At 69.4% G+C, this 22052-nt stretch carries 18 protein-coding genes; 4 read left to right on the top strand and 14 right to left on the bottom strand.

Annotated elements, in window-relative coordinates; genetic code table 11:
- Positions 1-2: 2 nt before the first annotated feature.
- From rny to JOE57_RS17590, 4 genes are all read right to left on the bottom strand, one after another.
- Entirely contained in the window at positions 3-1652 is a 1650-nt protein-coding gene (gene rny / locus JOE57_RS17605) for a ribonuclease Y (RefSeq protein WP_204919943.1), read from the bottom strand.
- Positions 1653-2011: 359 nt separating this feature from the next.
- Complete coding sequence (locus JOE57_RS19030; protein WP_204919942.1) at positions 2012-2674, bottom strand: RecX family transcriptional regulator; 663 nt, start codon at positions 2672-2674, stop codon at positions 2012-2014.
- 22 nt (positions 2675-2696) lie between these two features.
- On the bottom strand, positions 2697-3743 hold the full coding sequence (gene recA / locus JOE57_RS17595; protein WP_204919940.1) for a recombinase RecA: 1047 nt from the start codon (positions 3741-3743) through the stop codon (positions 2697-2699).
- A 314-nt stretch (positions 3744-4057) separates the two neighbouring features.
- Complete coding sequence (locus JOE57_RS17590) at positions 4058-4252, bottom strand: DUF3046 domain-containing protein (protein ID WP_204919938.1); 195 nt, start codon at positions 4250-4252, stop codon at positions 4058-4060.
- A 117-nt stretch (positions 4253-4369) separates the two neighbouring features.
- Here JOE57_RS17590 and JOE57_RS17585 point away from each other — a divergent pair, with 117 nt between their 5' ends.
- Positions 4370-5230: an alpha/beta fold hydrolase gene (locus tag JOE57_RS17585; protein ID WP_204919936.1), complete on the top strand. Its 861-nt coding sequence runs from the start codon at positions 4370-4372 to the stop codon at positions 5228-5230.
- Here JOE57_RS17585 and JOE57_RS17580 read toward each other — a convergent pair.
- Complete coding sequence (locus tag JOE57_RS17580) at positions 5227-6228, bottom strand: DMT family transporter (RefSeq protein WP_338041372.1); 1002 nt, start codon at positions 6226-6228, stop codon at positions 5227-5229. The two genes, JOE57_RS17585 and JOE57_RS17580, sit on opposite strands and share 4 nt — an antisense overlap.
- Positions 6229-6349: 121 nt before the next feature.
- Between JOE57_RS17580 and JOE57_RS17575 the strand changes: the two genes are divergently transcribed.
- Positions 6350-10978 carry an ATP-dependent helicase gene (locus JOE57_RS17575; RefSeq protein WP_338041371.1) on the top strand — a complete coding sequence of 1543 codons (4629 nt, stop codon included), beginning with the start codon at positions 6350-6352 and terminating at the stop codon, positions 10976-10978.
- Between the two features lie 11 nt (positions 10979-10989).
- Here the strand turns inward: JOE57_RS17575 and JOE57_RS17570 are convergent, their stop codons facing one another.
- From JOE57_RS17570 to JOE57_RS17535, 8 genes are all read right to left on the bottom strand, one after another.
- Positions 10990-11277 (bottom strand): helix-turn-helix domain-containing protein, encoded by a 288-nt coding sequence (locus JOE57_RS17570; protein ID WP_204920559.1) that lies wholly within the window; start codon positions 11275-11277, stop codon positions 10990-10992.
- A gap of 62 nt (positions 11278-11339) precedes the next feature.
- The gene (locus tag JOE57_RS17565; protein ID WP_239578986.1) at positions 11340-11870 is read right to left on the bottom strand and encodes a CinA family protein; all 531 of its coding nucleotides are present in this window, start codon (positions 11868-11870) and stop codon (positions 11340-11342) included.
- A complete protein-coding gene (pgsA, locus tag JOE57_RS17560) occupies positions 11867-12487 on the bottom strand; it encodes a CDP-diacylglycerol--glycerol-3-phosphate 3-phosphatidyltransferase (RefSeq protein ID WP_204919932.1) in 621 nt (206 codons plus the stop codon). The genes JOE57_RS17565 and pgsA overlap by 4 nt, the downstream gene beginning before the upstream one ends.
- Complete coding sequence (rimO, locus tag JOE57_RS17555; protein WP_204920557.1) at positions 12480-13937, bottom strand: 30S ribosomal protein S12 methylthiotransferase RimO; 1458 nt, start codon at positions 13935-13937, stop codon at positions 12480-12482. The genes pgsA and rimO overlap by 8 nt, the downstream gene beginning before the upstream one ends.
- A gap of 91 nt (positions 13938-14028) precedes the next feature.
- Positions 14029-16668, bottom strand: a complete 2640-nt coding sequence (locus tag JOE57_RS17550) for an FtsK/SpoIIIE family DNA translocase (protein ID WP_204919930.1) — start codon at positions 16666-16668, stop codon at positions 14029-14031.
- Between the two features lie 178 nt (positions 16669-16846).
- Positions 16847-17542: a hypothetical protein gene (locus JOE57_RS17545; protein ID WP_204919928.1), complete on the bottom strand. Its 696-nt coding sequence runs from the start codon at positions 17540-17542 to the stop codon at positions 16847-16849.
- A gap of 75 nt (positions 17543-17617) precedes the next feature.
- Positions 17618-18442, bottom strand: coding sequence for a bifunctional hydroxymethylpyrimidine kinase/phosphomethylpyrimidine kinase (thiD, locus tag JOE57_RS17540; protein WP_204919926.1), 825 nt, complete (start codon positions 18440-18442; stop codon positions 17618-17620).
- A 1-nt stretch (position 18443) separates the two neighbouring features.
- The gene (locus JOE57_RS17535) at positions 18444-19442 is read right to left on the bottom strand and encodes a thiamine-phosphate kinase (protein WP_204919924.1); all 999 of its coding nucleotides are present in this window, start codon (positions 19440-19442) and stop codon (positions 18444-18446) included.
- A gap of 177 nt (positions 19443-19619) precedes the next feature.
- Between JOE57_RS17535 and JOE57_RS17530 the strand changes: the two genes are divergently transcribed.
- Together JOE57_RS17530 and JOE57_RS17525 are read left to right on the top strand one after the other, a co-directional pair.
- Positions 19620-19856, top strand: a complete 237-nt coding sequence (locus JOE57_RS17530) for an Lrp/AsnC ligand binding domain-containing protein (RefSeq protein WP_204919922.1) — start codon at positions 19620-19622, stop codon at positions 19854-19856.
- Between the two features lie 44 nt (positions 19857-19900).
- Positions 19901-20329, top strand: a complete 429-nt coding sequence (locus JOE57_RS17525) for a DUF3515 domain-containing protein (protein ID WP_204919921.1) — start codon at positions 19901-19903, stop codon at positions 20327-20329.
- A 510-nt stretch (positions 20330-20839) separates the two neighbouring features.
- On the opposite strand, the gene JOE57_RS17520 is transcribed toward JOE57_RS17525, so the two are convergent.
- Positions 20840-22015, bottom strand: a complete 1176-nt coding sequence (locus tag JOE57_RS17520; protein WP_204919919.1) for a D-alanine--D-alanine ligase family protein — start codon at positions 22013-22015, stop codon at positions 20840-20842.
- Positions 22016-22052: the final 37 nt, after the last annotated feature.

Below are 22052 nucleotides of genomic sequence, written 5' to 3'. Positions count from 1 at the left end.
CGTCAGCGCGCCGTCTCAGTCGCCCGCGACTCCCGGACGACGACGATGCGGATCTGGCCCGGGTAGGTCAGCTCCTCCTCCACCTGCTTGGCGATGTCACGCGCCAGCACCTGCGCCTCGATGTCGTCCACCACGTCCGGTGCCACCATCACCCGGATCTCCCGGCCGGCCTGCATGGCGAACACCTTCTCCACGCCCTCGCGAGCGGCGGCGATCTCCTCGAGCCGCTCCAGCCGCTGCACGTAGGCCTCGATGCTCTCCCTGCGGGCACCTGGCCGGCTGCCGCTGATGGCGTCGGCCGCCTGGGTCAGCACCGCCTCCACGGTGCGCACCTCGACCTCGTTGTGGTGTGCCTCGATGGCGTGCACGACGTCGGGGTTCTCACCGTACTTGCGGGCCAGGTCGGCCCCGATCAGCGCGTGCGACCCCTCGACCTCGTGCGTGAGCGCCTTGCCGATGTCGTGCAGGAACGCCGCGCGCTTGCACTGCTCGACGTCGAGCCTGAGCTCGGCTGCCATCAACCCGGCGATGTGGGCGCACTCGACCAGGTGCTTGAGGACGTTCTGGCCGTACGACGTGCGGTAGCGCAGGGCACCGAGGATCGGCACCAGCTCCGGGTGCAGATCCGAGATGCCGACCTCGGCCATCGCGTCCTCCGCAGCCCGCAGGCACTGCGCCTCGATCTGGTGCTTGCTGCGCTCGTGGACCTCCTCGATCCGGGCCGGGTGGATCCGCCCGTCCTTCACCAGCTCCGCCAGCGTGATGCGGGCGGTCTCTCGGCGGACGGGGTCGAAGCAGGACAGCAGCACGCTCTCCGGGGTGTCGTCGATCATCACGTTGACACCGGTCACCTGCTCGAAGGATCTGATGTTGCGACCCTCGCGACCGATGATCCGGCCCTTCATGTCGTCGCCGGGCAGGTGGACGGCCGACACGACCGACTCCGAAGTCTGGTCCGAGGCGACGCGCTGGATCGCTCCGACGATGATGCTGCGGGCTCTGGTCTCGCCGTCGCGGATGGCCTGCCGCTCGATGTCGCGCTCGACGATGACCGCACGCCGTTTCGCCTCGTGTTCCACTGCGGCGACCAGTTCGGCCTTGGCCTGCTCGGCAGTGAGTCCGGCCACCCGCTCCAGCGCCTGCTGATGCTCCACCTCAGCCTCACCCAGAGACTTACGCTGCACCTTCAAGTCGGCCTTGAGCTCGTCCAGGGTCCGGGCCCGTTCCTCGAGTGCCCGGATCTCCGCATCCAGCCGCTCCTCGCGTTCGGCCAGCCGCTGCTCGCGTCGTTCCAGGTCGAGACGCTGCTCGCGCATCTCGCCACGCTGAGCCCTGATCTCGTCGTCGGCGTCGTGCCTGGAGCTCTGGGCCTCTCTGAGCAGAGCGTCGGCCCTGGCTCTGGCGTCACGGTGGTAGGCGTCCGCCTCGGAGCGGATCTCGGCCGCCTCCTCCTCGAGCAGGGCACGTCGTTCTGACTCCGCCGGATCCGGGGCCAGGACGGCCGCAGACGGCTGGGGCGCAGTCTCGGTGTTCGCCGGTGGCGAAGGCGGGACGGCCCGCTGCTGACGGAAGAAGACGACCGCAATCGAGGCGAGGACGATCAGAACGACCAGGCCGCCCAGAATTAGAAGCTCGAAAACTCCAATGCCCATGTCGCGCTCCCATCTTCACGCTCCCGCGTGTGCTCGCCGATGGGTTACAACGCCAGTGACTGGCCGTTCACGCCCTCGCGCCGATGGCAGGTGCAACGGTTGAAGGAAAGCGCTATCTGGACTCGCCATCGGCTAGCCCTGATCAGGAAAAATGTCTGTCGTCAATCCAAGTCCCCTGCGAAGACCTGGTACTCAATTCATATAGTCAGTCGTGCGGTGAAACCCTCGTTCTTGCAGACTAGGTCCGGCGACCGGGCGGGTCAAGCATCGCGACGTTGCGACTCAGGTCCGCGGGCCGGGCAGGCCCCACAGCGTGTCGGCTGCCGAGCCACCAGGTCAGCTCCGGGGCTCACCCAGCCTCAGCCCCACTGATCGCTCTCGGGTTCGGCGTTCAGCACCTCGTTCAGCACGCCAGAGACGATGCCCGGGCCGAAACCACGCCGCCCGAGGGCGCCAGCCAGCCTGCGGTACTGCACCTGGCGGTCCAGCCCGCTCATGCTGCGCAGCTTCTTCTCCGCCAGCGCCAGTGCGGCTGCCCGCTCGTCCTCGCTGTCGACCTGGTCGAGGGCCTCGTCGATCTGGTCCCGGTCGACACCTTTGGTGACCAGCTCGCGGCGCAGGGCGGTCTTGGACAGGTGCCGCCGGCCCTGCCGGGACGAGACCCAGGATCGGGCGAACTCGGCGTCGTCGACCAGGCCGACCTCTTCCATCCGATCGAGCACCTTCTCCGACACGTCCTCCGGCACCTTGCGGGTCTTGAGGGCCTTGGCCAGTTCGTCCCGGGTCCGCGCCTGAGCGGTGAGCTTGCGCAGGACGATCGTGCGCGCCAGCGCCTCAGGGTCGGCGTCAGGCTCAGCCGGTTCTGTGGGTGGGGCTGACCGGGCGGCACGACCACCCGCGGAACGTTCGGCACTGCTGCGACCGGAGCGGGACCCCGGACGGCGGCCTCGCCGGCTGGGACCCGACTCGCCCGCTGCTCCGGACCGCATCGAGCCTGTGGCTACGTCAGGGGCGACAGCCACGTCCTGCCCGTCGACCGGCAACCTAGAACTCCACCTCACCGGTCACCGGGTCGATGCCGGCCGGCGTGTCCACCTGCGGGCCGATGCCCAGCTTCTCCTTGATCTTCTTCTCCAGCTCGTTGGCCAGATCAGGGTTGTTCAGCAGGTAGCCACGGGCGTTCTCCCGGCCTTGGCCCAGCTGGTCGGCCTCGTAGGTGAACCAGGCTCCCGCCTTGCGGATGATGCCGGTCTCCACGCCCATGTCGATCAGGCCACCCTCACGGCTGATTCCCTTGCCGTACAGGATGTCAAACTCCGCCTGCTTGAACGGCGGCGCCACCTTGTTCTTGACCACCTTGACCCGGGTCCGGTTGCCGACCATCTCCTGGCCGTCCTTCAGCGTCTCGATCCGGCGGACGTCCAGGCGGACCGAGGAGTAGAACTTCAGCGCCTTGCCACCGGTAGTGGTCTCCGGAGAGCCGAACATCACCCCGATCTTTTCGCGGAGCTGGTTGATGAAGATGCAGGTGGTGCCGGCTCCACTCAGTGCGCCGGTCATCTTGCGCAGGGCCTGGCTCATCAGCCTGGCCTGCAGACCGACGTGGCTGTCACCCATCTCGCCCTCGATCTCAGCCCGGGGCGTCAGAGCCGCCACGGAGTCGATCACGATCAGGTCCAGCGCGCCGGAGCGGACCAGCATGTCCGCGATCTCGAGTGCCTGCTCGCCGTTGTCGGGCTGGCTGACCAGCAGCGCGTCAGTGTCGACACCGAGCCGTTGGGCGTAGTCGGGGTCGAGGGCGTGCTCGGCGTCGATGAAGGCACAGATCCCGCCACCCGCCTGGGCGTTCGCGATGGCGTGCAACGCGACCGTCGTCTTGCCGCTGGACTCCGGTCCATAGATCTCGACCACGCGCCCGCGCGGCAGGCCGCCGATGCCGAGGGCGATGTCCAGCGCGATCGCGCCGGTCGGGATGACCTCGATGGGGGCCCGGGTCTCCTCACCGAGGCGCATCACCGACCCCTTGCCGTGCTGCTTCTCGATCTGGGCGAGCGCAGTCTCGAGCGCCTTGTTGCGATCTGCAACGGCCATGATGGATCCTTCCTCGCACCCGGGCAGGTGCTGTGTTCTCGCGAACGAACGGTTTTGATGTGGTGTTGTTCTGACCTTAAGGACAGCGTCCGACAAAAATCCGCGGGACGTTGAAGCTGTGGACAGCGGTGTCGTGCTCATCGCTGTAGTGGATAACTTACCGAACACCTGTTCGAAGCGTGACCGACACGCCGCATCGGCCGCAGAAACCCAGTGCATCCGTGGCGCCCACCCCGAGACTGCGTCGAATGGCAGCCTACGGTGGCTGACGCGCCCCAGCTTGCGCCGCATGCTGCCACTCGGAGACCCTCGGGTCAGCGCTCCCGGTCGGGCAGGGCCAGGGCTTCCCAGACGGCCCGCCAGATCGTCTTGCACGGGATGCCGTCCGCCAACGCCTGCTGGACCGTCTTGCCTCGCAACGACGCCAGGCTGTACTCGGCGGCCCAGACACCGGCATAGGCCACCCCGAGGTGCGTCTGCATCCGGGACCACAGCTCCGTTTCCTTCACCCGGCCATTGTCCTCACCGCTCCAACTCGATGCCATCCACCCTGGCGGAGCGGGCGGCTGGACCGCGAGGCGACCAGGGTTACCTGCGGGTAACTTACACTTGGATGAGGAGGGAACATGAGCACACTGAGCCCGCAGACGGCGACTCTGCACGGTCACTCGCTGTCCTACCTGGACAGCGGGGATGGCTCTGCTGTGCTCTTCGTCCACGGGCTACTCGGCTCCCACCGGAACTGGGCGCACCTGATCGACCGGCTGGACGACACCCATCGGGTGGTCGTGCCGGACCTCTTCGGCCACGGCGCATCGGCGAAGCCGATGGGCGACTACTCACTCGGCGCCCACGCCGCGACGCTGCGGGATCTGCTGGACCGGCTGGGGATCGACCGCGTCACCCTGGTGGGCCACTCGCTGGGCGGCGGCATCTCACTGGAGTTCTGCTATCTCTTTCCTGAGCGGGTGCGACGCCTGATCCTCGTCGGCAGCGGCGGCCTCGGCCGGGAGGTCAGCCCGCTGCTCCGATCCGCCACCCTGCCGGGCGCCGAACTAGTGCTGAGCGTGGTGGCCTCCAACTGGGTACGCGGCCGCGCCGAGTCCGTCGGGCGGGTCCTGTCGAAGGCCGGCTGGCGGCCAGGGTCGGACCTGACCGCGCTCTGGCAGGGCTACGCCTCGCTGGGCGACGCGGACAGCCGGCGCGCGTTCCTGGCCACCACCCGCGCCGTGGTCGACCCGGGCGGGCAGAGCGTCAGCGCTCGCGCCCTGCTGCCGGAGATCGCCAAGATCCCCCTCCTTGTCGTCTGGGGCACGCGGGACCGGATGATCCCGCCGTGGCACGCCACCGCCGCGCAGGCAGCTGTTCCGGGTTGCCGGGTCGAGCTCTTCGAGGGATCGGGCCACTTCCCGCATCTCGATGAGCCCGACCGCTTCGCCGAGGTAGTGCGCGACTTCATCACCGAGACCGAGGTGTCCCCCGGCTAGTCCACGGGCCCGGTGGCGCTGCACGCTTCGGTGGGCGCGGCGGCACCGTCCGTCAGAGCAAGGGCGGATGGTCGTCTGCTCAGCAGTCCCTGGGACACCGCAACACCCGCCAGTACGATCCCGGCGCCGACCGGCTGGTACCAGGTGAGGTGCTCGTCCAGCACCAGTACGCCGACCAGCACAGCGAACACCGGAATGATGTAGGTCACCATGGAGGCGGTGCTGGCGCCCACCAGCCGGATGTTGCGCATGTTCACGATGAAGGCGAACCCGGTGCCGACCGCGCCGAGCAGCAGCACCGAGGCCACCACCTGCCAGGGCAGGGCGTCCGGGTGCGGCACCGTGCCGGTGATCAGCGGTGCCGCAACGGCCAGCACCACCGAGGCCACCAGCAGCTGACAGGTCGACATCACCAGCCCGGACTCGGGTCGCGGCGCGATGAACCTCTTCGTGTAAGGGATCGCGACGCCGTAGCAGCAGGCAGCGGCCAGACACATCAGCTGGCCGGCGACGGAGGTGCCGTCGGCGCCGTGCCAGATGCCCAGGATGACCAACGCCCCCACGAAACCGAGCGTCAGGCCGACCGTCCGACGCACCGTCAGGTGTTCAGTCCTGAAGACAAGCACCGCCATCGGCAGCACGATCAGGGGTGTGGTGGAGTTCCAGATGCCGGCCAGCAACGAGTCGATGTGCCGCTCCCCGAAGGCGAACAGGCTGAACGGCAGCACCGTGCCGACAACGCCGATGAACGCGTTGTGGAGCCAGAGGACCCGGTCACGGGGCAGTCCCTGGCGCAGCACGGCCAGAACCAGGAGCAGGGCTACCGCGCCGCTGGCCACCCGGCCGAAAGCGACATAGAGCGGGTGCAGTGCCGAGACGCCGACCTTGATGAACAGGAAGCTCGAGCCCCAGATGGCGGCCAGGCCGAGCATCCCGGGCAGCCAGCGGGAGACCGGCACAGCGTGCGGTCCAGCAGGGGTCGACGAAGGAGCAGCCACGTCGGCCAACGTACCGGCTGCCGCCGACAGACGGCACCCCGATTACTGCCAGGCGGGCCAAGGATCCCGCCGTCGCCCGAGCCGGAACGGTCCTGTCAGGTGCAGCAGGCAAGATAGAACTGTGACTTCCCAGGCTGCCGTCGACCGCGATCCGCTGGATTCGTTCGCGTCTGCGACCCGTACCTGGTTCCGGGAGGTCTTCGCCGCACCGACAACGGCCCAGGCGGGTGCCTGGCAGTCGATCTCGGCCGGGCAGAACGCGCTGGTGATCGCCCCCACCGGATCGGGCAAGACGCTGGCCGCGTTCCTCTGGGCGCTGGACGGGTTGACCCGCAGCGCGACTCCCCCCGCCAAGCAGCGCTGCCGGGTGCTTTACGTCTCGCCGCTGAAGGCACTGGCGGTCGACGTCGAGCGCAACCTGAGGGCACCACTGGCCGGCATCACCCAGACCAGCCTGCGACTCGGCGGCCCGGCACCGGACGTCCGCGTCGGGGTCCGTTCGGGCGACACCTCCGCTGCCGACCGCCGTACGTTGGTCAGCCGGCCACCGGACATCCTGATCACCACGCCCGAGTCCCTGTTCCTGATGTTGACCTCGGCCGCCCGGGACACGCTGCGCTCGGTGGAGACGGTCATCGTCGACGAGGTGCACGCTCTGGCCGGCACCAAGCGCGGTGCCCATCTGGCCCTGTCACTCGAGCGGCTGGACGCGCTGGCCGCCGAGGAGCATGACGGGCCGGGCCGGGACCGGCCGGTGCAACGGATCGGACTTTCGGCAACCGTGCGGCCGCCGGAGCGGGTGGCACGCTACCTGGGCGGCCCGCATCCGGTGGAGATCGTGGCACCGCCGGCGGAGAAGAACTGGGACCTGAGGATCGTGGTCCCGGTCGAGGACATGAGCGACCTGGGTGCCGCCGGCGGGCAGCCCGAGCCTGCGCCGGGCGACCCGCTCGCCCAGCCGAGGCGCCCGTCCATCTGGCCGCATGTGGAGAACCAGATCCTCGACCTGATCTGCGCCCACCGTTCGACCATCGTCTTCGCCAACTCGCGCCGGCTCGCCGAGCGGCTGACCGCCCATCTGAACGAGCTGCAGGCGGAGCGGCTCGGGCTGGCCGAGGGTGGCGACATCGCCCCACCGGCTCAGCTGATGGCCCAGTCGGGTGCCTCTGCCGGCGCCGACGAGTCCCGGCTGTCGGTGATCGCCCGCGCTCACCACGGCTCGGTCAGCAAGGAGCAGCGGGCCCGGATCGAGGAGGACCTCAAGTCCGGGGCACTGCCATGCGTGGTGGCCACCTCCTCGCTCGAGCTGGGGATCGACATGGGCGCGGTCGACGTGGTCGTCCAGGTCGAGTCGCCACCGTCGGTGGCGAGCGGACTGCAGCGGGTGGGTCGTGCTGGTCACCAGGTCGGCGCGGTCTCACGTGGGGTGTTCTTCCCCAATCATCGGGGTGACCTGATCGAGTCGGCGGTCGTCGTCGAGCGGATGCGGGTCGGCGCCATCGAGGAGGTGGCCGAGCTGCGCAACCCGTTGGACGTGCTCGCCCAGCAGATCGTGGCCATGGTCGCTGCCGAGGACCAGCAGGTCGACCAGCTGTTCGCGCTGGTCCGCCGAGCCGCCAACTTCGCCGACCTGCCGCACAGTGCCTACGAAGCCGTGCTGGACATGCTCAGCGGCCGCTACCCGTCGGAGGACTTCGCCGAGCTCCGGCCCAGGTTGGTGTGGCACCGCGACACCGGCCGGTTGACGGCCCGTCCCGGTGCCCAACGACTGGCGGTCACCTCCGGCGGCACCATCCCCGACCGCGGGCTGTTCGGAGTGTTCCTGGTCGGTGAGGGCAACGCCTCCGGGCGACACTCCCCCGGTCGACGCGTGGGCGAGCTCGACGAGGAGATGGTCTACGAGTCGAGGGTGGGTGACGTCTTCACGCTGGGCACCACCAGCTGGCGGATCGAGCAGATCACCCACGACCAGGTGCAGGTGTCGCCGGCGCCGGGGGCCCCCGGCCGGTTGCCGTTCTGGAAGGGCGACTCACCGGCTCGTCCGGCGGAGCTCGGACGTGCCTTCGGTGCCTTCGTCCGCGAGGTCGGCGCAATGCCTCCGGACGAGGCCGCCACCCGGATGGCCGCGGCCGGCCTGGATCCATGGGCCACCCAGAATCTGATCGCCTACCTGAACGAGCAGCAGCAGGCGACCCGGGCCCTGCCGACCGACCAGACGATCGTCTTCGAGCGTTTCCGCGACGAGCTGGGCGACTGGCGGGTCTGCATCCACTCCCCGCTCGGCTCCGCGGTGCATGCGCCGTGGGCGCTGGCGATCGAGCACTCGGCGCGGGAGCGCTACGGAATGGAGGTGCAGGCGACGGCGACCAACGACGGCATCGTGCTGCGGATCCCCGACACCGAGACCGACCCGCCGAGCGCCGACCTGATCCTGTGTGACCCGGAGACACTGGAGTCGGTCGTCACCGACGAGGTGGGCTCGTCGGCGCTGTTCGCGTCCCGGTTCCGCGAGTGCGCAGCCCGGGCGCTGCTATTGCCCCGACGTGACCCGCGGGCACGGTCTCCGTTGTGGCAGCAGCGGATGCGCTCTGCGCAGCTGCTGTCGGTGGCAGCGCGCTACCAGGAGTTCCCGATCGTGCTGGAGACGATGCGTGAGTGCCTGACCGATGTCTTCGACCTGGCCAGCCTGCTGACGCTGCAGCGTCGATTGGCCTCCCGCAACATCCGGATCGTCGAGGTGGAGACACCCGAGCCCTCGCCGTTCGCTCGCTCGCTGCTGTTCGGCTATGTCGGCGCCTTCGTCTACGAGGGCGACGTACCGCTGGCGGAGAAGAAGGCCGCTGCACTCTCGCTGGACGCGACCCTGTTGGCCGAGCTGCTCGGCAAGGACGGGCTCAAGCAGCTGCTCGACCGTGACGTGATCGCCAGCACCGAGGCCGACCTGCAGGGACTGAGCGAGTCGCGTCAGTGCCGTACCACTGAGCAGCTCTTCGACCTGGTCCGGACCGCCGGTCCCTTCACAGCGGCGGAGCTCGCGCTCCGGTGCGCCGACGGCTTAGACCCCGGCGACGCGTTGTCCGAGCTCGAGGCCGACCGCCGGATCGTCGCGGTACGGATCACGGGGGCCGAGTTCTTCGCTGTCGTCGAGGACGTTCCCCGGCTTCGGGACGGGCTCGGCATCCCGGTCCCGCCGGGGATCGCCGCCACCTTCGCACCGTCCGAGTCGCCGATCGAGGACCTGGTGCTGCGCTGGGCGAGGACGCACGGGCCCTTCCTGGCCCAGGACATCGCGGTCCGTTACGGTCTCGGCCCGGCCGTCGTCAAGGCGGCTCTCGAGGCGCTACGTGCGCCCGGCACCTTGGTCGCCGGCTCGTTCATCGACGACCCCGACGCGGCCGAGCATGATCATCACGAGACCCGACAGTACTGTCACAGCCAGGTGTTGGCCCTGATCAAACGGCGGACCCTGGCCGTGCTGCGCAAGGGGGTCGAGCCGGTCGAGCAGGTGGCGTTCGCCCGTTTCCTGCCCGAGTGGCAGGGCGTGGGCTCGGAGGCGCGCGGTGCAGACGGGCTGCTCTCGGTGATCGAGCAGCTGGCGGGCTATCCGATTCCCGCCAGCGCAGTGGAGACGGTGGTGTTCCCCGCCCGGATCTCCGACTACACCCCCGCGTTGCTGGACGAACTCACCACCGCCGGAGAGGTGTTCTGGGTCGGCGACGGCTCGCTCGGTGAGTCTGACGGCTGGGTGCGCTTCTTTCCGGCTGATCTTGCACCGGCTCCGCTCGAAACGGAGATCGACCGCTCCAACGCGCTCGCCGGTCAGCTGCTGGATCGGCTGTCAGGGGGCGGGGCCCACTTCTTCGACGCGCTGCTGCCGCCGGACTCCGCCGGACAACGCCAGGACTTCGTCACGGCACTGTGGGATCTGGTCTGGGCCGGGCTGGTGGCCGGCGACACCTTCGCGCCGGTCCGGGCCTTCTCGGCCAGCGGCACGCTGAAGAGTCCACGGCGGCCGCGGCCACGGTTGCACGGCTCCCGGCTGCAGAGCGCACGGCTCAACCGGCCGCGGATGGCCCCACGGGTCTCCTCCCCCACCACGGCCGGCCGGTGGTCGCTGGTGCCACGCAGCAGCGCGAACGCACGCGAACAGCTGGCTGGCGACATCTTTGCCCAACTGGACCGCTACGGAGTGCTCACCCGCGGGAGTGTGCTGACCGAGAACACCGACGGTGGCTTCGGCACCGCCTACCGCGCACTGAGCATGCTCGAGGAGTCCGGTGAGTGTCGTCGCGGTTACTTCGTGGACGGGCTCGGCGCGGCCCAGTTCGCTCTGCCGGGCGCCGTCGACCGGCTGCGAGCCCAGATGGACGAGCCGCGCGAACAACGGGCCATGGTGCTGGCCGCCTGCGACCCCGCCAATCCTTACGGCGCAGCGCTGCCGTGGCCGGAGCGGGAGGGACATCGGCCAGGCCGGAAGGCCGGTGCGTTGGTGGTGCTCGTGAACGGGCGATTGGTCTTCTATGTGGAGCGCGGCGGGAAGACACTGCTCTCCTTCAGCGAGGATCCGCAGCAACTGGGTCCCGCTGCCCAGTCGCTCGCTCGTTCAGTGACCCGTGGCCTGCTGGGCCGGTTGACGGTGGAGCGGGCGGACGGAGCGCATGTCTTCACCTCGACCGTCGTCAGCGAGGCGTTGCAGCAGGCCGGTTTCAAGATGACCCCACAAGGCCTGCGGCTGCGGCCAGGAAGTTGAGCGAAAGGCGGTCAGGCCGCGGCTTGGGCGACCGGACGGATCGGCAGCGGGGTCACCTTCTCGTAGGTGGCCATCTTTTCGCTGACGACGTTCAACATGATCGACAGCGGCACGTCCAACGCCCCGCAGATCGAGGCCAGCAACTCGCTGGAGGCCTCCTTCTGGCCACGTTCCACTTCGGACAGATAGCCGAGGCTGACCCGCGCCGAGGTGGAGATCTCGCGCAGGGTCTTCCCCTGCGCCACCCGCTCCTCGCGCAAGGACTCACCGATCAGCTCACGCACGAGCACCGGCTTCATCGGCTCCACCTGATTCATAGAGGAAACTGTACCCACCCGCACCCACAGGGCGTATGCACCTCTCACATAACGTCCGGGATCGACCGGCACATTCCCACACTGCGCTCCAGCAGACTGAGCGCTTCGACCGCTGCCGCCCGCCTGATCTCGGCTCTGCTGCCGGACAGCGACAGGCGTTCCACCCACACCTGGTCGTCACCCCCGGCCGGGTGTGCGGCTGCCACGAAGACGGTCCCCACCGGCTGCCCGTCCTGACGGTCCGGGCCGGCGACCCCGGTGGCGGCGATGCCCCAGTCGGCCCGGCAGCGCTGTGCGGCGCCGTAGGCCAGCTCGGCCGCCGTGTCCTCGGCCACCGGGCCATGAGCCGTCAGGGTCTGCGGGCTGACGCCGGCCAGCACCGTCTTCAGCTCGGTGGCGTAGGTGATCACGCCACCCCGATAGACCGTGGACGCCCCCGGTACGGAGGTGATCAGGTCACCGATCAGTCCGCCGGTCAGCGACTCGGCGGTTGCCAGCGTCTCGGCCCGCTCCTTCAGCAGCGTCAACACACGCGCGGCGACGTCGTAGGACCCGCCCATCCACGGTTGGCTCATCTCGAGTCCGCGGTCGCGTCCCGCCGCAGCTTGAGGGCCTCGCGTACGTAGTCGACGCCGGTCACCATCGTGACCAGGAACGCCAACGCCATCACCACCCAGGCCACGCCGAGCGACCATCCGGGCAGCGGCAGCAGGAACAGGATCAGGGCGATCGACTGCAGCACGGTCTTGACCTTGCCGCCCCGCCCGGCGGCCATCACCCCGTAGCGGAGCACCACGAAGCGCATCACGGTGATGCCCCACTCCCGGACCAGGATCAGGATCGTCACCCACCACCACAGTTCACCGACGATGCTGAGACCGATGAACGCCATCCCGGTCAGCGCCTTGTCAGCGATCGGGTCAGCCAGCTTGCCGAACTTGGTGATGATGTTGTGCCTGCGCGCCAGATGACCGTCCAGACTGTCGGTCAGGATGGCCAGGGTGAAGACAGCCGCAGTCGCCAGCCGCCAGCCTGCGTCCTCCGGGTGGGCCAGCAGCATCCACGCGAACACCGGCACCAGCAGGATGCGGAACGCGGTCAGCGCGTTCGGGATGTTCCACGGCGTGGTCTCCGGAGCGGGCTGGTCGACTGCGCCACCACCGAGCGCACCGCCGGCGGTGCGGTCAGCCATGGCGCACTTCGCGCAGCTCGGCCACCAGGTCGGCGCCCTGGGAGCCGACAGCCTCGGCCAGGACCAGTGCGCCCACGCCAGGTAGTTCGGCATCCGGGCAGCTGATCTCGACGCTCCCGTCCACCTCGGGGCCCTGGTGCTCGGCCCGGCCGACGACGATGCCCTGCTCGAGGTCGACCTCCTCGACCAGCACCGTGAGCCGCTCCCCGATCCGTTCCTCGGCGCGTTGCCCGACCAGCTCGTCGGCCAGGTCCGCCAACTGGGCCCGGCGCGCCTCGATCTCATCCGGCGGCAGCTGTCCGGGCAGGGTCGCCGCCTCGGTGCCGTCCTCGTCGGAGTAGCCGAAGACGCCGATCGCGTCCAGTCCGGCGTCCGTCAGGAACTGGGTCAGGATGTCGACATCGTGTTCGCTCTCGCCCGGGAAACCGCAGATGACGTTGCTCCGGATGCCGGCGGTCGGTGCCAGCGCCCGGATCGACGCGATCAGGGTGAGGAACGACTCGGCGTCACCGAAGCGGCGCATCCGCCGCAGGACCGGACCGGACGCGTGCTGGAAGGACAGGTCGAAGTACGGCACCACCTTGGCTGTGCCGGCGATGGCTTCGACCAGTGACGGGCGCATTTCCGCCGGCTGCAGGTAGGAGACCCGTACCCAGTCCAGACCATCCACCTCGGCGAGCTGGCCGAGCACCTTCTCCAGCAGCCGGATGTCGCCGAGGTCCTTGCCGTAGGAAGATGAGTTCTCGCTCACCAGGAAGGCCTCGCGGACCCCCTGACCAGCGAGCCAGTGTGCCTCGGCCACCACGTCCGCCGGCGGTCGCGAGACGTACGCACCCCGGAAGGTCGGGATGGCGCAGAAGGAGCAGCGGCGGTCACAGCCGGAGGCCAGCTTCAGCGGCGCGCTCGGGCCACCGTCCAGCCGCCTCCGGGTCGCACGTGGGCCGCTGGCCGGGCCCAACCCGGTGGGCAGGTCCGGCGCACTGGCGTGACCGGGTACCGCACCAGCGGCGGCGGCTCGGTCGATCGGCGACAGCGGCAGCAGTCGACGTCGGTCACGCGGCACGTGGGCTGTGTGCTGTTCGCCGGCCAGAATCGACTGCAGCCGCTCGGCCACCGAGGTGTAGTCGTCGAAGCTGAGCACCGCATCCGCCTCCGGCAACGACTCAGCCAGCTCGTTGCCGTACCGCTCGGCCAGGCACCCCACGGCGACAACGGCCCGTGGGCCGCCCCCGGGCTTCGGATTCGCCGACTTCAGGTCGGCCGCAGCGAGCAGCGTGTCGACCGAGTCCTTCTTGGCCGCCTCCACGAAGCCGCAGGTGTTCACCATCACCGCGTCGGCAGTCTCCGGGTCGTCGACCAGCCGGAAGCCGCCGAGCTCCAGCCGTGCAGCGAGCTCCTCGGAGTCGACCTCGTTGCGGGCGCAGCCGAGGGTGACCAGATGGACCGACAACAGATCGGCGGGGGCGGTGGTGTGTGCAGTCATGGCGCCCCTACTCTACTGACCCTCGCGCGCCGAGGCAGCGCTGCGCACGACAGACCGGTCAGCCGGCCCGCAGGTTGGACAGCACATCCTCCAGCTCGTCGGCCTTCACCAGCACCTCGCGCGGCTTCGAGCCCTCCGACGGACCCACGATCCCACGGGTCTCCAGGATGTCCATCAGCCGGCCGGCCTTGGCAAAGCCCACCCGGAGCTTGCGTTGGAGCATGGAGGTGGACCCCAGCTGCAGGGTGACGACCAGCTCCACCGCCTGCAGCACCAGGTCGAGGTCGTCGCCGATGTCCTCGGCGACCTTGGTGGACGACTCGGCAGGTGCGACCAGGTCCTCCCGGTACATCGGCTTGAGCTGTTGGGTGACGTGGGACACGACGGTGCGGACCTCGTTCTCGGTCACCCAGGCGCCCTGGATCCGGATCGCCTTGCCGGCGCCCATCGGCAGGAACAGCCCGTCACCTTGGCCGACGAGCTTCTCGGCTCCGGGCTGGTCCAGGATCACCCGGGAGTCGGTCATCGACGAGGTGGCGAAGGCGAGCCGGCTGGGCACGTTGGCCTTGATCAGACCGGTTACCACGTCGGTGCTGGGACGCTGGGTGGCCAGCACCAGATGGATGCCGGCCGCCCGCGCCAGCTGGGTGATCCGGACGATGGAGTCCTCCACGTCCCGAGGCGCCACCATCATCAGGTCGGCGAGCTCGTCGATGATCACCAGCAGGTACGGGTAGGGCACGAGTACCCGTTCCGACCCCTCCGGCGGTTTCACCGAACCGGCCCGGACAGCCTTGTTGAAGTCATCGACATGCCGGAAGCCGAACGCCGCCAGGTCGTCGTAGCGCATGTCCATCTCGCGCACCACCCACTGCAGCGCCTCGGCGGCCTTCTTCGGGGCGGTGATGATGGGCGTGACCAGGTGCGGGATGCCCTCGTACGCGGTCAGCTCCACCCGCTTCGGGTCGACCAGCAGCATCCGCACCTCGTCGGGGGTGGCCCGCATCATGATCGAGGTGATCATGGAGTTCACGAAGACGGACTTGCCGGAACCGGTGGCACCGGCCACCAGCAGGTGCGGCATCTTGGCCAGGTTGGCCACCACGAAACCGCCCTCGACGTCCTTGCCCAGGCCCACGGTCATCGGGTGGTGGTCGTTGCGGGCCTTGCTGGAGCGCAGCACGTCGCCGAGTGAGACCACCTCCTTGTCCGTGTTGGGGATCTCGATCCCGATCGCGGACTTGCCCGGGATCGGTGACAGGATCCGAACCTCGTTGCTGGCCACGGCGTAGGAGATGTTCTTGCTGAGCGCGGTCACCTTCTCGACCTTGACGGCCGGACCCAGCTCGACCTCGTAGCGGGTGACGGTGGGGCCACGGCTGTAGCCGGTCACGGTGGCGTCGATCTCGAACTGCTCGAGCACGCCGGTGAGTCGGTGCACCACCGCGTCGGAGGCCTCGGTACGTGCCTTGTGGACGGTGCCTTCCTTGAGCTGCAGGGCGTCCGGCAGCGTGTACTGGACATCGCCCGACAGCTGGAGCTGCTCGACCCGTTGCGGGATGGGTGTGTGCATCGGCGCTTCGAGCGGCTCGTTCTCGCCGTGAACAGTGACCCCCGGCGGCAGCCCGGCCGTGATCGGCTTGCGCGGACCACCGACCTCGCTGTCCGCGTCGAGGTCGGCGTCCCCGCCGGCGCTGTCGAACGGCGTCAGCTCGGCGGCGTCAGTGTCGGCCGGATCGGTGGGGGTCTGCTCTGCCGGCTCAACATCTACGCTGCCGCTGGGCAGGCTCTTGCGCCTGCGTCGTGGCTTGTCCTCCACCACCGGGGTGTCGTAGGCCTCGTCGACGCCGTACTCGAGCTCGTTGACGACCTCGCCCTCGATCACCAGGTGCCGGCGCGGCAACCGGTCACGGAACGCATGGAACCGCTCCGGCATCTCGTGCAGCGGTATCCCGACGACGACCAGCAGACCGAACAGCAGGATCAGCACCAGCAGCGGCACCGCGACCCAGCGCGACAGCAGGTCCACCAGCAGGCTGGAGGAGATGAAGCCGAGCACTCCACCGGCGCTGCGCAGCTGCTCGGGAGCGTCGGGGCGCGGCAGCCCGTGGGCGATGTTGACCAGTCCGAGCAGCCCGAGCGCGACCGCCGTCCAGCCGATCGCCTGCCGGCCGCCCGGACCGTTGCGGTCGGGGTGACGCAGGGTCCGCCAGGCCATCCCGCCGAGGAAGATCGGGGCGGCGAACGCGAGGGTGCCGATCACGCTGGTGACACCGATATGGATGGCCGGCCCGACCGGCGCCGGCAGACCCCACCAGAACTCGGCCGCGACGACGATGGCGGCCCCGACCAGAAACAGCCCGGCCCCGTCCCGGCGCAGTGCCGGGTCGAGGTCGCGGGCTCCGCTGCCGATCCCACGGATGGCGGCACCCACAGCATGAGCGATTCCCAGCCAGACCGCGACCAGGCCACGGCCGAGCGAGGACAGTACCGACGGTCGCTGCTGCCTGACCGGCTGCCGCTTCCGGGGTTGAGCCTTCCCGCGCGACTGGGGGCGCCGCTGCTGGCCCGAACGAGGCGCAGCGGCACGGGTGTTCTGGGATGTCTTGTTGCTTCCGGACGACCGCGGATTCGAACCGGTACGTGAGGTACTGGAAGTGGTTCGGGTCCGCGGTGGGGAAGACGCGCGGGTCGCCATGCTGGTGAGGTTACGCCATCGGCTTCGGCCACGGGTCCGGCACACGCCGCCGCCGACGGCATTCCTGCACCGAGCGGCACACCCCAATCAGCGCGTCATTGACGACCCGTCGGCTCGTCACCACGCCCCCAGGGGACGACGGCCAGCCGCGGCAGGCATCACTCGCCGATTATTCTGTTCAGCCAGCGGGACCGGCGGTCTCGGAGCCTGGTGCCGGACCGGCCGCCTCGGGACCTCCCAGCTCGGTGTCCGTCTGGCGCCGGGCGAGCTCCTGCTCGCGGCGCATCCGCAGGCCGAGCACGATGAACTCCCCCAGCACCACCAGGCCGAGGCCGGTCATGGCCAGCGCGAAGCCCTGACCGGCACGGACATAGTCGCCGGGTCTGGCCCCCGGCGGCACCGAACGACCGGCGAGCTGGGCCGCCACCATCCGGCTCAGCTCGAGGTGGACGAGCAGCTGGGAGATGTTGAGCGCGACCACGGTGGCCACACCGAGCGCCGCCACCGTCACGTTGCGGAGTTCAGGCCGCCGGATCACCAGCGAGCAGACCAAGGCGGCCAGCAGCAGGGCCAGACCCACCACGGCGACCGGCTGCACCCCGATGAGGTCGCTGGTGCCCTTGCCCGGTGGCAGCAGCTGGCTTGCCGAGCGTTCCGGCTCGCCACCGAAGACCAGGTCGAAGCCGCTGTAGGAGGTGGTGCCGCCGGCGTCGACGCGGCCGAACCCGCCGGGGGTGTCACAGGAGACGGTGACGAACGGCAGGAAGAAGGAGAGCAGCACCAACCCCAGCAGAGAGGGCCGAAGCCATTTCGTCTGTGGCCAGATCCGCTGCCAGAGGGACTGCTCCGCTCCCTCCCCTACCGGCTCGCTCATGGCGTCGAATCTAATACACCCGGCCCGGAAATCCGGTCAGGCATCGCCGACCCACTGGCCGGAGCGGCCTGAGCGTCAGCCGTGTCGCTGGCGCCAGAAATGGTCCACCGGACCGATCCCGGAGCCCAGCGCGAAGCCGGCCGCGATCGCACCGGTGATGTAGTCCTTTGCGGCTGCCGTGGCCGACACCACGTCAAGGCCGAGTGCAAGCTGGCAGGCCAGCGCCGAGGCCAGGGTGCAGCCGGTCCCGTGGGTATGCCTGTTGTCGGCGCGCGGAGCGGCGAACGCATGCTGCTCGACACCGTCGGTGAGGTGGTCGACCGGGTCGCCGACGCTGTGTCCCCCCTTGACCAGGACCCAGCTGGAGCCGAACGCCAACAGCCGGGCGGCCAGCTCTGGTGGCGGGGTCTCCATCCCGGTGCCGGTGAGCAGGGCGGCCTCGCCGAGGTTGGGGGTGACGACGGTGGCCACCGGCAGCAGCCGCGACCGCAGCGCCGCGACCGCATCCTCATCGATCAGCGGGTCGCCGTGCTTGCTGGCGCAGACCGGGTCCACGACGATGGGGATGGCGGGGTCCAGTCCGGCGAGCAGGCCCGCGACGCATTCGACCATCTCGCGACTGCCGAGCATGCCGGTCTTCACCGCATCGACGCCGATGTCGTCGACGACGCTGCGGAACTGCGCCTCGACCGCCTCGGTGGGCAGCGACCAGATCCCCTGCACCCCGACCGAGTTTTGCGCGGTGACGGCCGTGATCGCGCTCATCCCGTGTACGCCATGGGCGAGCATCGTCTTCAGGTCTGCCTGGATGCCCGCACCGCCACCGGAGTCGGAGCCGGCGATGGTGAGCACCCGGGCGGTCGGCAGTGCGACCTTGGTCAGTCCGGTCCCAGCGGACATCTCAGGACCTCCGTCCGAAGTGGTCGAACCCCGTCTCGCCCTCCCAGGTGGCACCGTCGACCAGGACGACCGGGTCACCGCCTGCGGGCAGTTCGCGGACCGTGCCGATGACCTGCCAGCCGTCGGGCAGTGTGCGGTCGGAGTCGAAGGTGGCGGCCAGGGCATGGTCCTCGCCGCCGGTGAGGATGAGCCGCAGCGGATCGGAGCCGGTGGCGGCCGCCACCGCCTGCAGCGGGTCGGGCACGGCGAAGCGGGACGAGTCGACGTCGATCACCACCCCGGACGCCCGGGCCACATGGCCGAGGTCGCCGAGCAGCCCGTCGGACACGTCGATCATCGCGCTGGCGCCCGCACCGGCGGCGACGGCTCCCTGGCCGTACGGGACCTGAGGGACGCGCTGCGCCTCGACCACTGCCCGTGGCGAGCGGAACCCGCGGCCGAGTACCGCGACCCCGGCCGCGGCCCAACCGAGCCGGCCGCAGATCGCGACCAGCTGACCGGGCCGGGCGCCGTCACGACGGACCGGCGGACGCCCGTCGAGCACCCCGATGACCGTGACCGAGACGGTGATGTCACGGGCGCGGGTGACATCGCCACCCAGCAGGGCCACTCCGGCGGTGGTGGCCTCGTCCCGCAGACCCCGGGCGAACTCGAGGGCCCAGCGCAGCGGCGTGTCGGCCGGGGCGGAGAAGCCGACCACGACCCCGACCGCCCGGCCGCCCATGGCCTCGATGTCGGCGACGTTGACAGCGATCGCCTTGCGGCCCACGTCATATGGCTCCGACCAGTCGCGACGGAAATGCACCCCCTCGACCAGCACATCGACGGTCGTCAGCACCGGTCCGTCGACGGCCAGCACGGCCGCATCGTCGCCGGGGCCGAGCAGCACCTCGTCAACCGCCGGAAGACCGCGGGTGATCTCGGCGATCAGGGCGAACTCACCCAGCTCGCCCAGAGTCTGGGGAGCCGCGCCCGGCGCGGGAGGTCTGGCAGAGCTCAAGGTCACAGAAGCCTTCCATTCAGGTGCGGGCCTGCCGAAAGCCAAGGCGACCCTGTAGCGTGACGCACAACCGCGAGCGTACGCGGTCGAGTTCTCGTGCGTCGCGGTACTGCCGGGACACGACGAGCCCAAGGCGAGGCATCGCCGCCAGCGTCACTGAGTTGGAGGAAACGTTCCATGGTCGTACAGGCATACATCTTGGTCCAGACGAACGTCGGCAAGGCCGCTGAGGTGGCTGCCGCCATCGGCGCGATCCAAGGGGTCACGCTGGCTGAAGATGTCACCGGCCCATACGACGTGATCGTCCGCGCGGAGGCCTCCAGTGTCGACGAGCTCGGCCAGCTGGTGGTGGCCCGGGTCCAGTCGGTGGCCGGCATCACCCGCACCGTGACCTGCCCGGTCGTGCACATCTGAGCAGAACGCAGCCGAGGCCGGCCCGGTTGCGGGCCGCTGCGCTGATGCCGGCGTTCGCGCTGGTGCTGGCCGGCTGTGCTGGACCGGTGAAGGTGGACGAGCCTGACCCGTCAGCCCAGGTACGCCGGATCTGCGCCGGTCTCGTGGCCGACCTCCCCGGACAGGTCCTGGACGCGAGCCGCCGGGAGACCAACCCCGGTGTGCTCAGCGCCGCCTGGGGCGACCCGCCGATCGTGCTCCGCTGCGGCGTGCCGCAGCCGGCAGCCATGACCCAGGCCAGCCAGTGCTTCGAGGTCAACGGGGTCGGCTGGCTCGCCGAGGAGGGCAAGGGTGGCTTCCTGTTCACCACCATCGGTCGTCCGGCCCTGGTCGAGCTGGGTGTCCCCGACGCCTATGCACCGGAGGCCAACGCCCTGGTTGACGTCGCGGCGGCGATCCAGGCCCACGACCCGGTGCAGCAACCCTGCGCCTGACGGCCCTGAAACGGCAGTGCTCTTCGACAAGCTCAGAGTGCGGCCGCTGCACTGAGCCTGGTTAAGCCCCGCCAGACCGAAAACTCAACAGAACGCGACATTTCGAGGCGGATCGGGCCGATCGGAGCCGAAAACTCAACAGAACGCAACATTTCGACCGCATCGGGCCGATCGCGGCCGAAAACTCAACAGAACGCAACATTTCGACCGATCGGGCCGATCGCGGCCGAAAACTTAACAGAACGCGACATTTCGACCCGGATCCGGCCGACCGGGGCCGAAAACTCAACAGAACGCGACTATTGGGGAAGCGCCCTGTGCAATGAAGCAAGCGTGCCTGAACCGGGCGAAGGGCTCTTCGACAAGCTCAGAGCGCGGATGCGCGAGGCTCTTTCGACAAGCTCAGAGCGCGGACGGGCTCCGAGCGCGGATGCGCGAGGCTCTTCGACAAGCCCAGAGCGCGGATGCGACAAGCTCAGAGCGCGGACGGCCGTTTCAGCGCCACCACGGCTAGCGCAGGCCCACCGGGCGGCGGAGGGCCAGCTGGATCAGTCGGTCGACCAGCTGCGGGTACGGCAGTCCGCTGTGCGCCCACATCCGCGGGAACATCGAGTGCTCGGTGAAGCCGGGCATCGTGTTGATCTCATTGACCACGACCCTGTTGTCGTGGGTCACGAAGACATCCACCCGGGCCAGGCCTTCGCAGCCGATGGCCTCGAACGTACGTCGCGCCAGGTCCTGCACCTCGGCGGCGATCTCCGGTTCGATGTCGGCCGGCACATCCAGGTCGACCTGCTCCTCCGGCAGGTACTTGGCCTCGAAGTCGTAGAAGCCGGACTCGGTGTGCACCCGGATCTCGGCCACCTCGCTGGTGTCCGGCGGGCCGCCGTCGAGCGACTCCAGCACCCCGCACTCCACCTCCCGGGCGTCGGTGAACCCGGCCTCGACGATCACCTTCGGGTCGAAGCCCTGGGCGTACTCCACCGCAGCCTCGAGCTTGGAGACGTCCTCGACCCGGGTGATTCCCATACTCGAGCCGCCGCGGGCGGGCTTGACGTACAACGGGTAGTGCAGCGAGTTGGCGGCGTCCAGGCAGGCGACCCGGTCGCGAACCCAGTCCTGGGGTCTGATCACCGTGAACGCCCCCACCGGCAGACCCGAGGCTGCCAGCACCATCTTCATGAAGTGCTTGTCCATCCCGACCGCGCTCGCCAGCACACCGGCACCGACGTAGCGGGTGCCCATCATCTCGAACAGGCCCTGGATGGTGCCGTCCTCGCCGAACGGTCCATGCAGCAGCGAGAAGGCGACATCAAGGTGCCCGATCGCCGACAGCTCAGCGGACTCGCGGCGTGCGACGGAGGTACCGGTCTCGGCCCGGAGCAGCACCGCGTCCAGGGCCTCCTCAGTGAGCTGCGGAAGTCGGCCGTCGACGACGCCGAGCTGGTCCAGCACCTGAGGCTCCACCAGCACCCAACGCCCACTGGGGGTGATGCCGATGCCGACCACGTCATAGCGGTCCCGGTCGATGGCGCTGAGCACACCGGCCGCCGTGAGGCAGGAGACGCCGTGCTCGCTGCTGGTGCCACCGAAGACCACCGCAACCCGCGGCCTGCCGTTTGGCGGGGTCGCCGGCTGGTCACCGCGCTGCTGCCCGGCGCCGCTGCCGCTGGCCAGTTCCGTCATGCCACCACTCTCCGCCTCACACGACTCTGTGCCTCAC

Origin of the sequence: Microlunatus panaciterrae, assembly GCF_016907535.1 — a bacterium.
Taxonomy (GTDB): Bacteria; Actinomycetota; Actinomycetes; order Propionibacteriales; family Propionibacteriaceae; genus Microlunatus; species Microlunatus panaciterrae.
This window is presented reverse-complemented; position numbering and strand designations above follow the sequence as displayed.

Coding starts and splice junctions, on each gene's coding strand:
- recA (WP_204919940.1), bottom strand. CDS start 3,743: ATGGCCGTTGCAGATCGCAACAAGGCGCTCGAGACTGCGCTCGCCCAG.
- JOE57_RS17565 (WP_239578986.1), bottom strand. CDS start 11,870: ATGAGCCAACCGTGGATGGGCGGGTCCTACGACGTCGCCGCGCGTGTG.
- JOE57_RS17525 (WP_204919921.1), top strand. CDS start 19,901: ATGCCGGCGTTCGCGCTGGTGCTGGCCGGCTGTGCTGGACCGGTGAAG.
- pgsA (WP_204919932.1), bottom strand. CDS start 12,487: ATGGCTGACCGCACCGCCGGCGGTGCGCTCGGTGGTGGCGCAGTCGAC.
- JOE57_RS17545 (WP_204919928.1), bottom strand. CDS start 17,542: ATGAGCGAGCCGGTAGGGGAGGGAGCGGAGCAGTCCCTCTGGCAGCGG.
- rny (WP_204919943.1), bottom strand. CDS start 1,652: ATGGGCATTGGAGTTTTCGAGCTTCTAATTCTGGGCGGCCTGGTCGTT.
- JOE57_RS17550 (WP_204919930.1), bottom strand. CDS start 16,668: ATGGCGACCCGCGCGTCTTCCCCACCGCGGACCCGAACCACTTCCAGT.
- JOE57_RS17530 (WP_204919922.1), top strand. CDS start 19,620: ATGGTCGTACAGGCATACATCTTGGTCCAGACGAACGTCGGCAAGGCC.
- JOE57_RS17585 (WP_204919936.1), top strand. CDS start 4,370: ATGAGCACACTGAGCCCGCAGACGGCGACTCTGCACGGTCACTCGCTG.
- thiD (WP_204919926.1), bottom strand. CDS start 18,442: ATGTCCGCTGGGACCGGACTGACCAAGGTCGCACTGCCGACCGCCCGG.
- JOE57_RS17520 (WP_204919919.1), bottom strand. CDS start 22,015: ATGACGGAACTGGCCAGCGGCAGCGGCGCCGGGCAGCAGCGCGGTGAC.
- JOE57_RS17570 (WP_204920559.1), bottom strand. CDS start 11,277: ATGAAGCCGGTGCTCGTGCGTGAGCTGATCGGTGAGTCCTTGCGCGAG.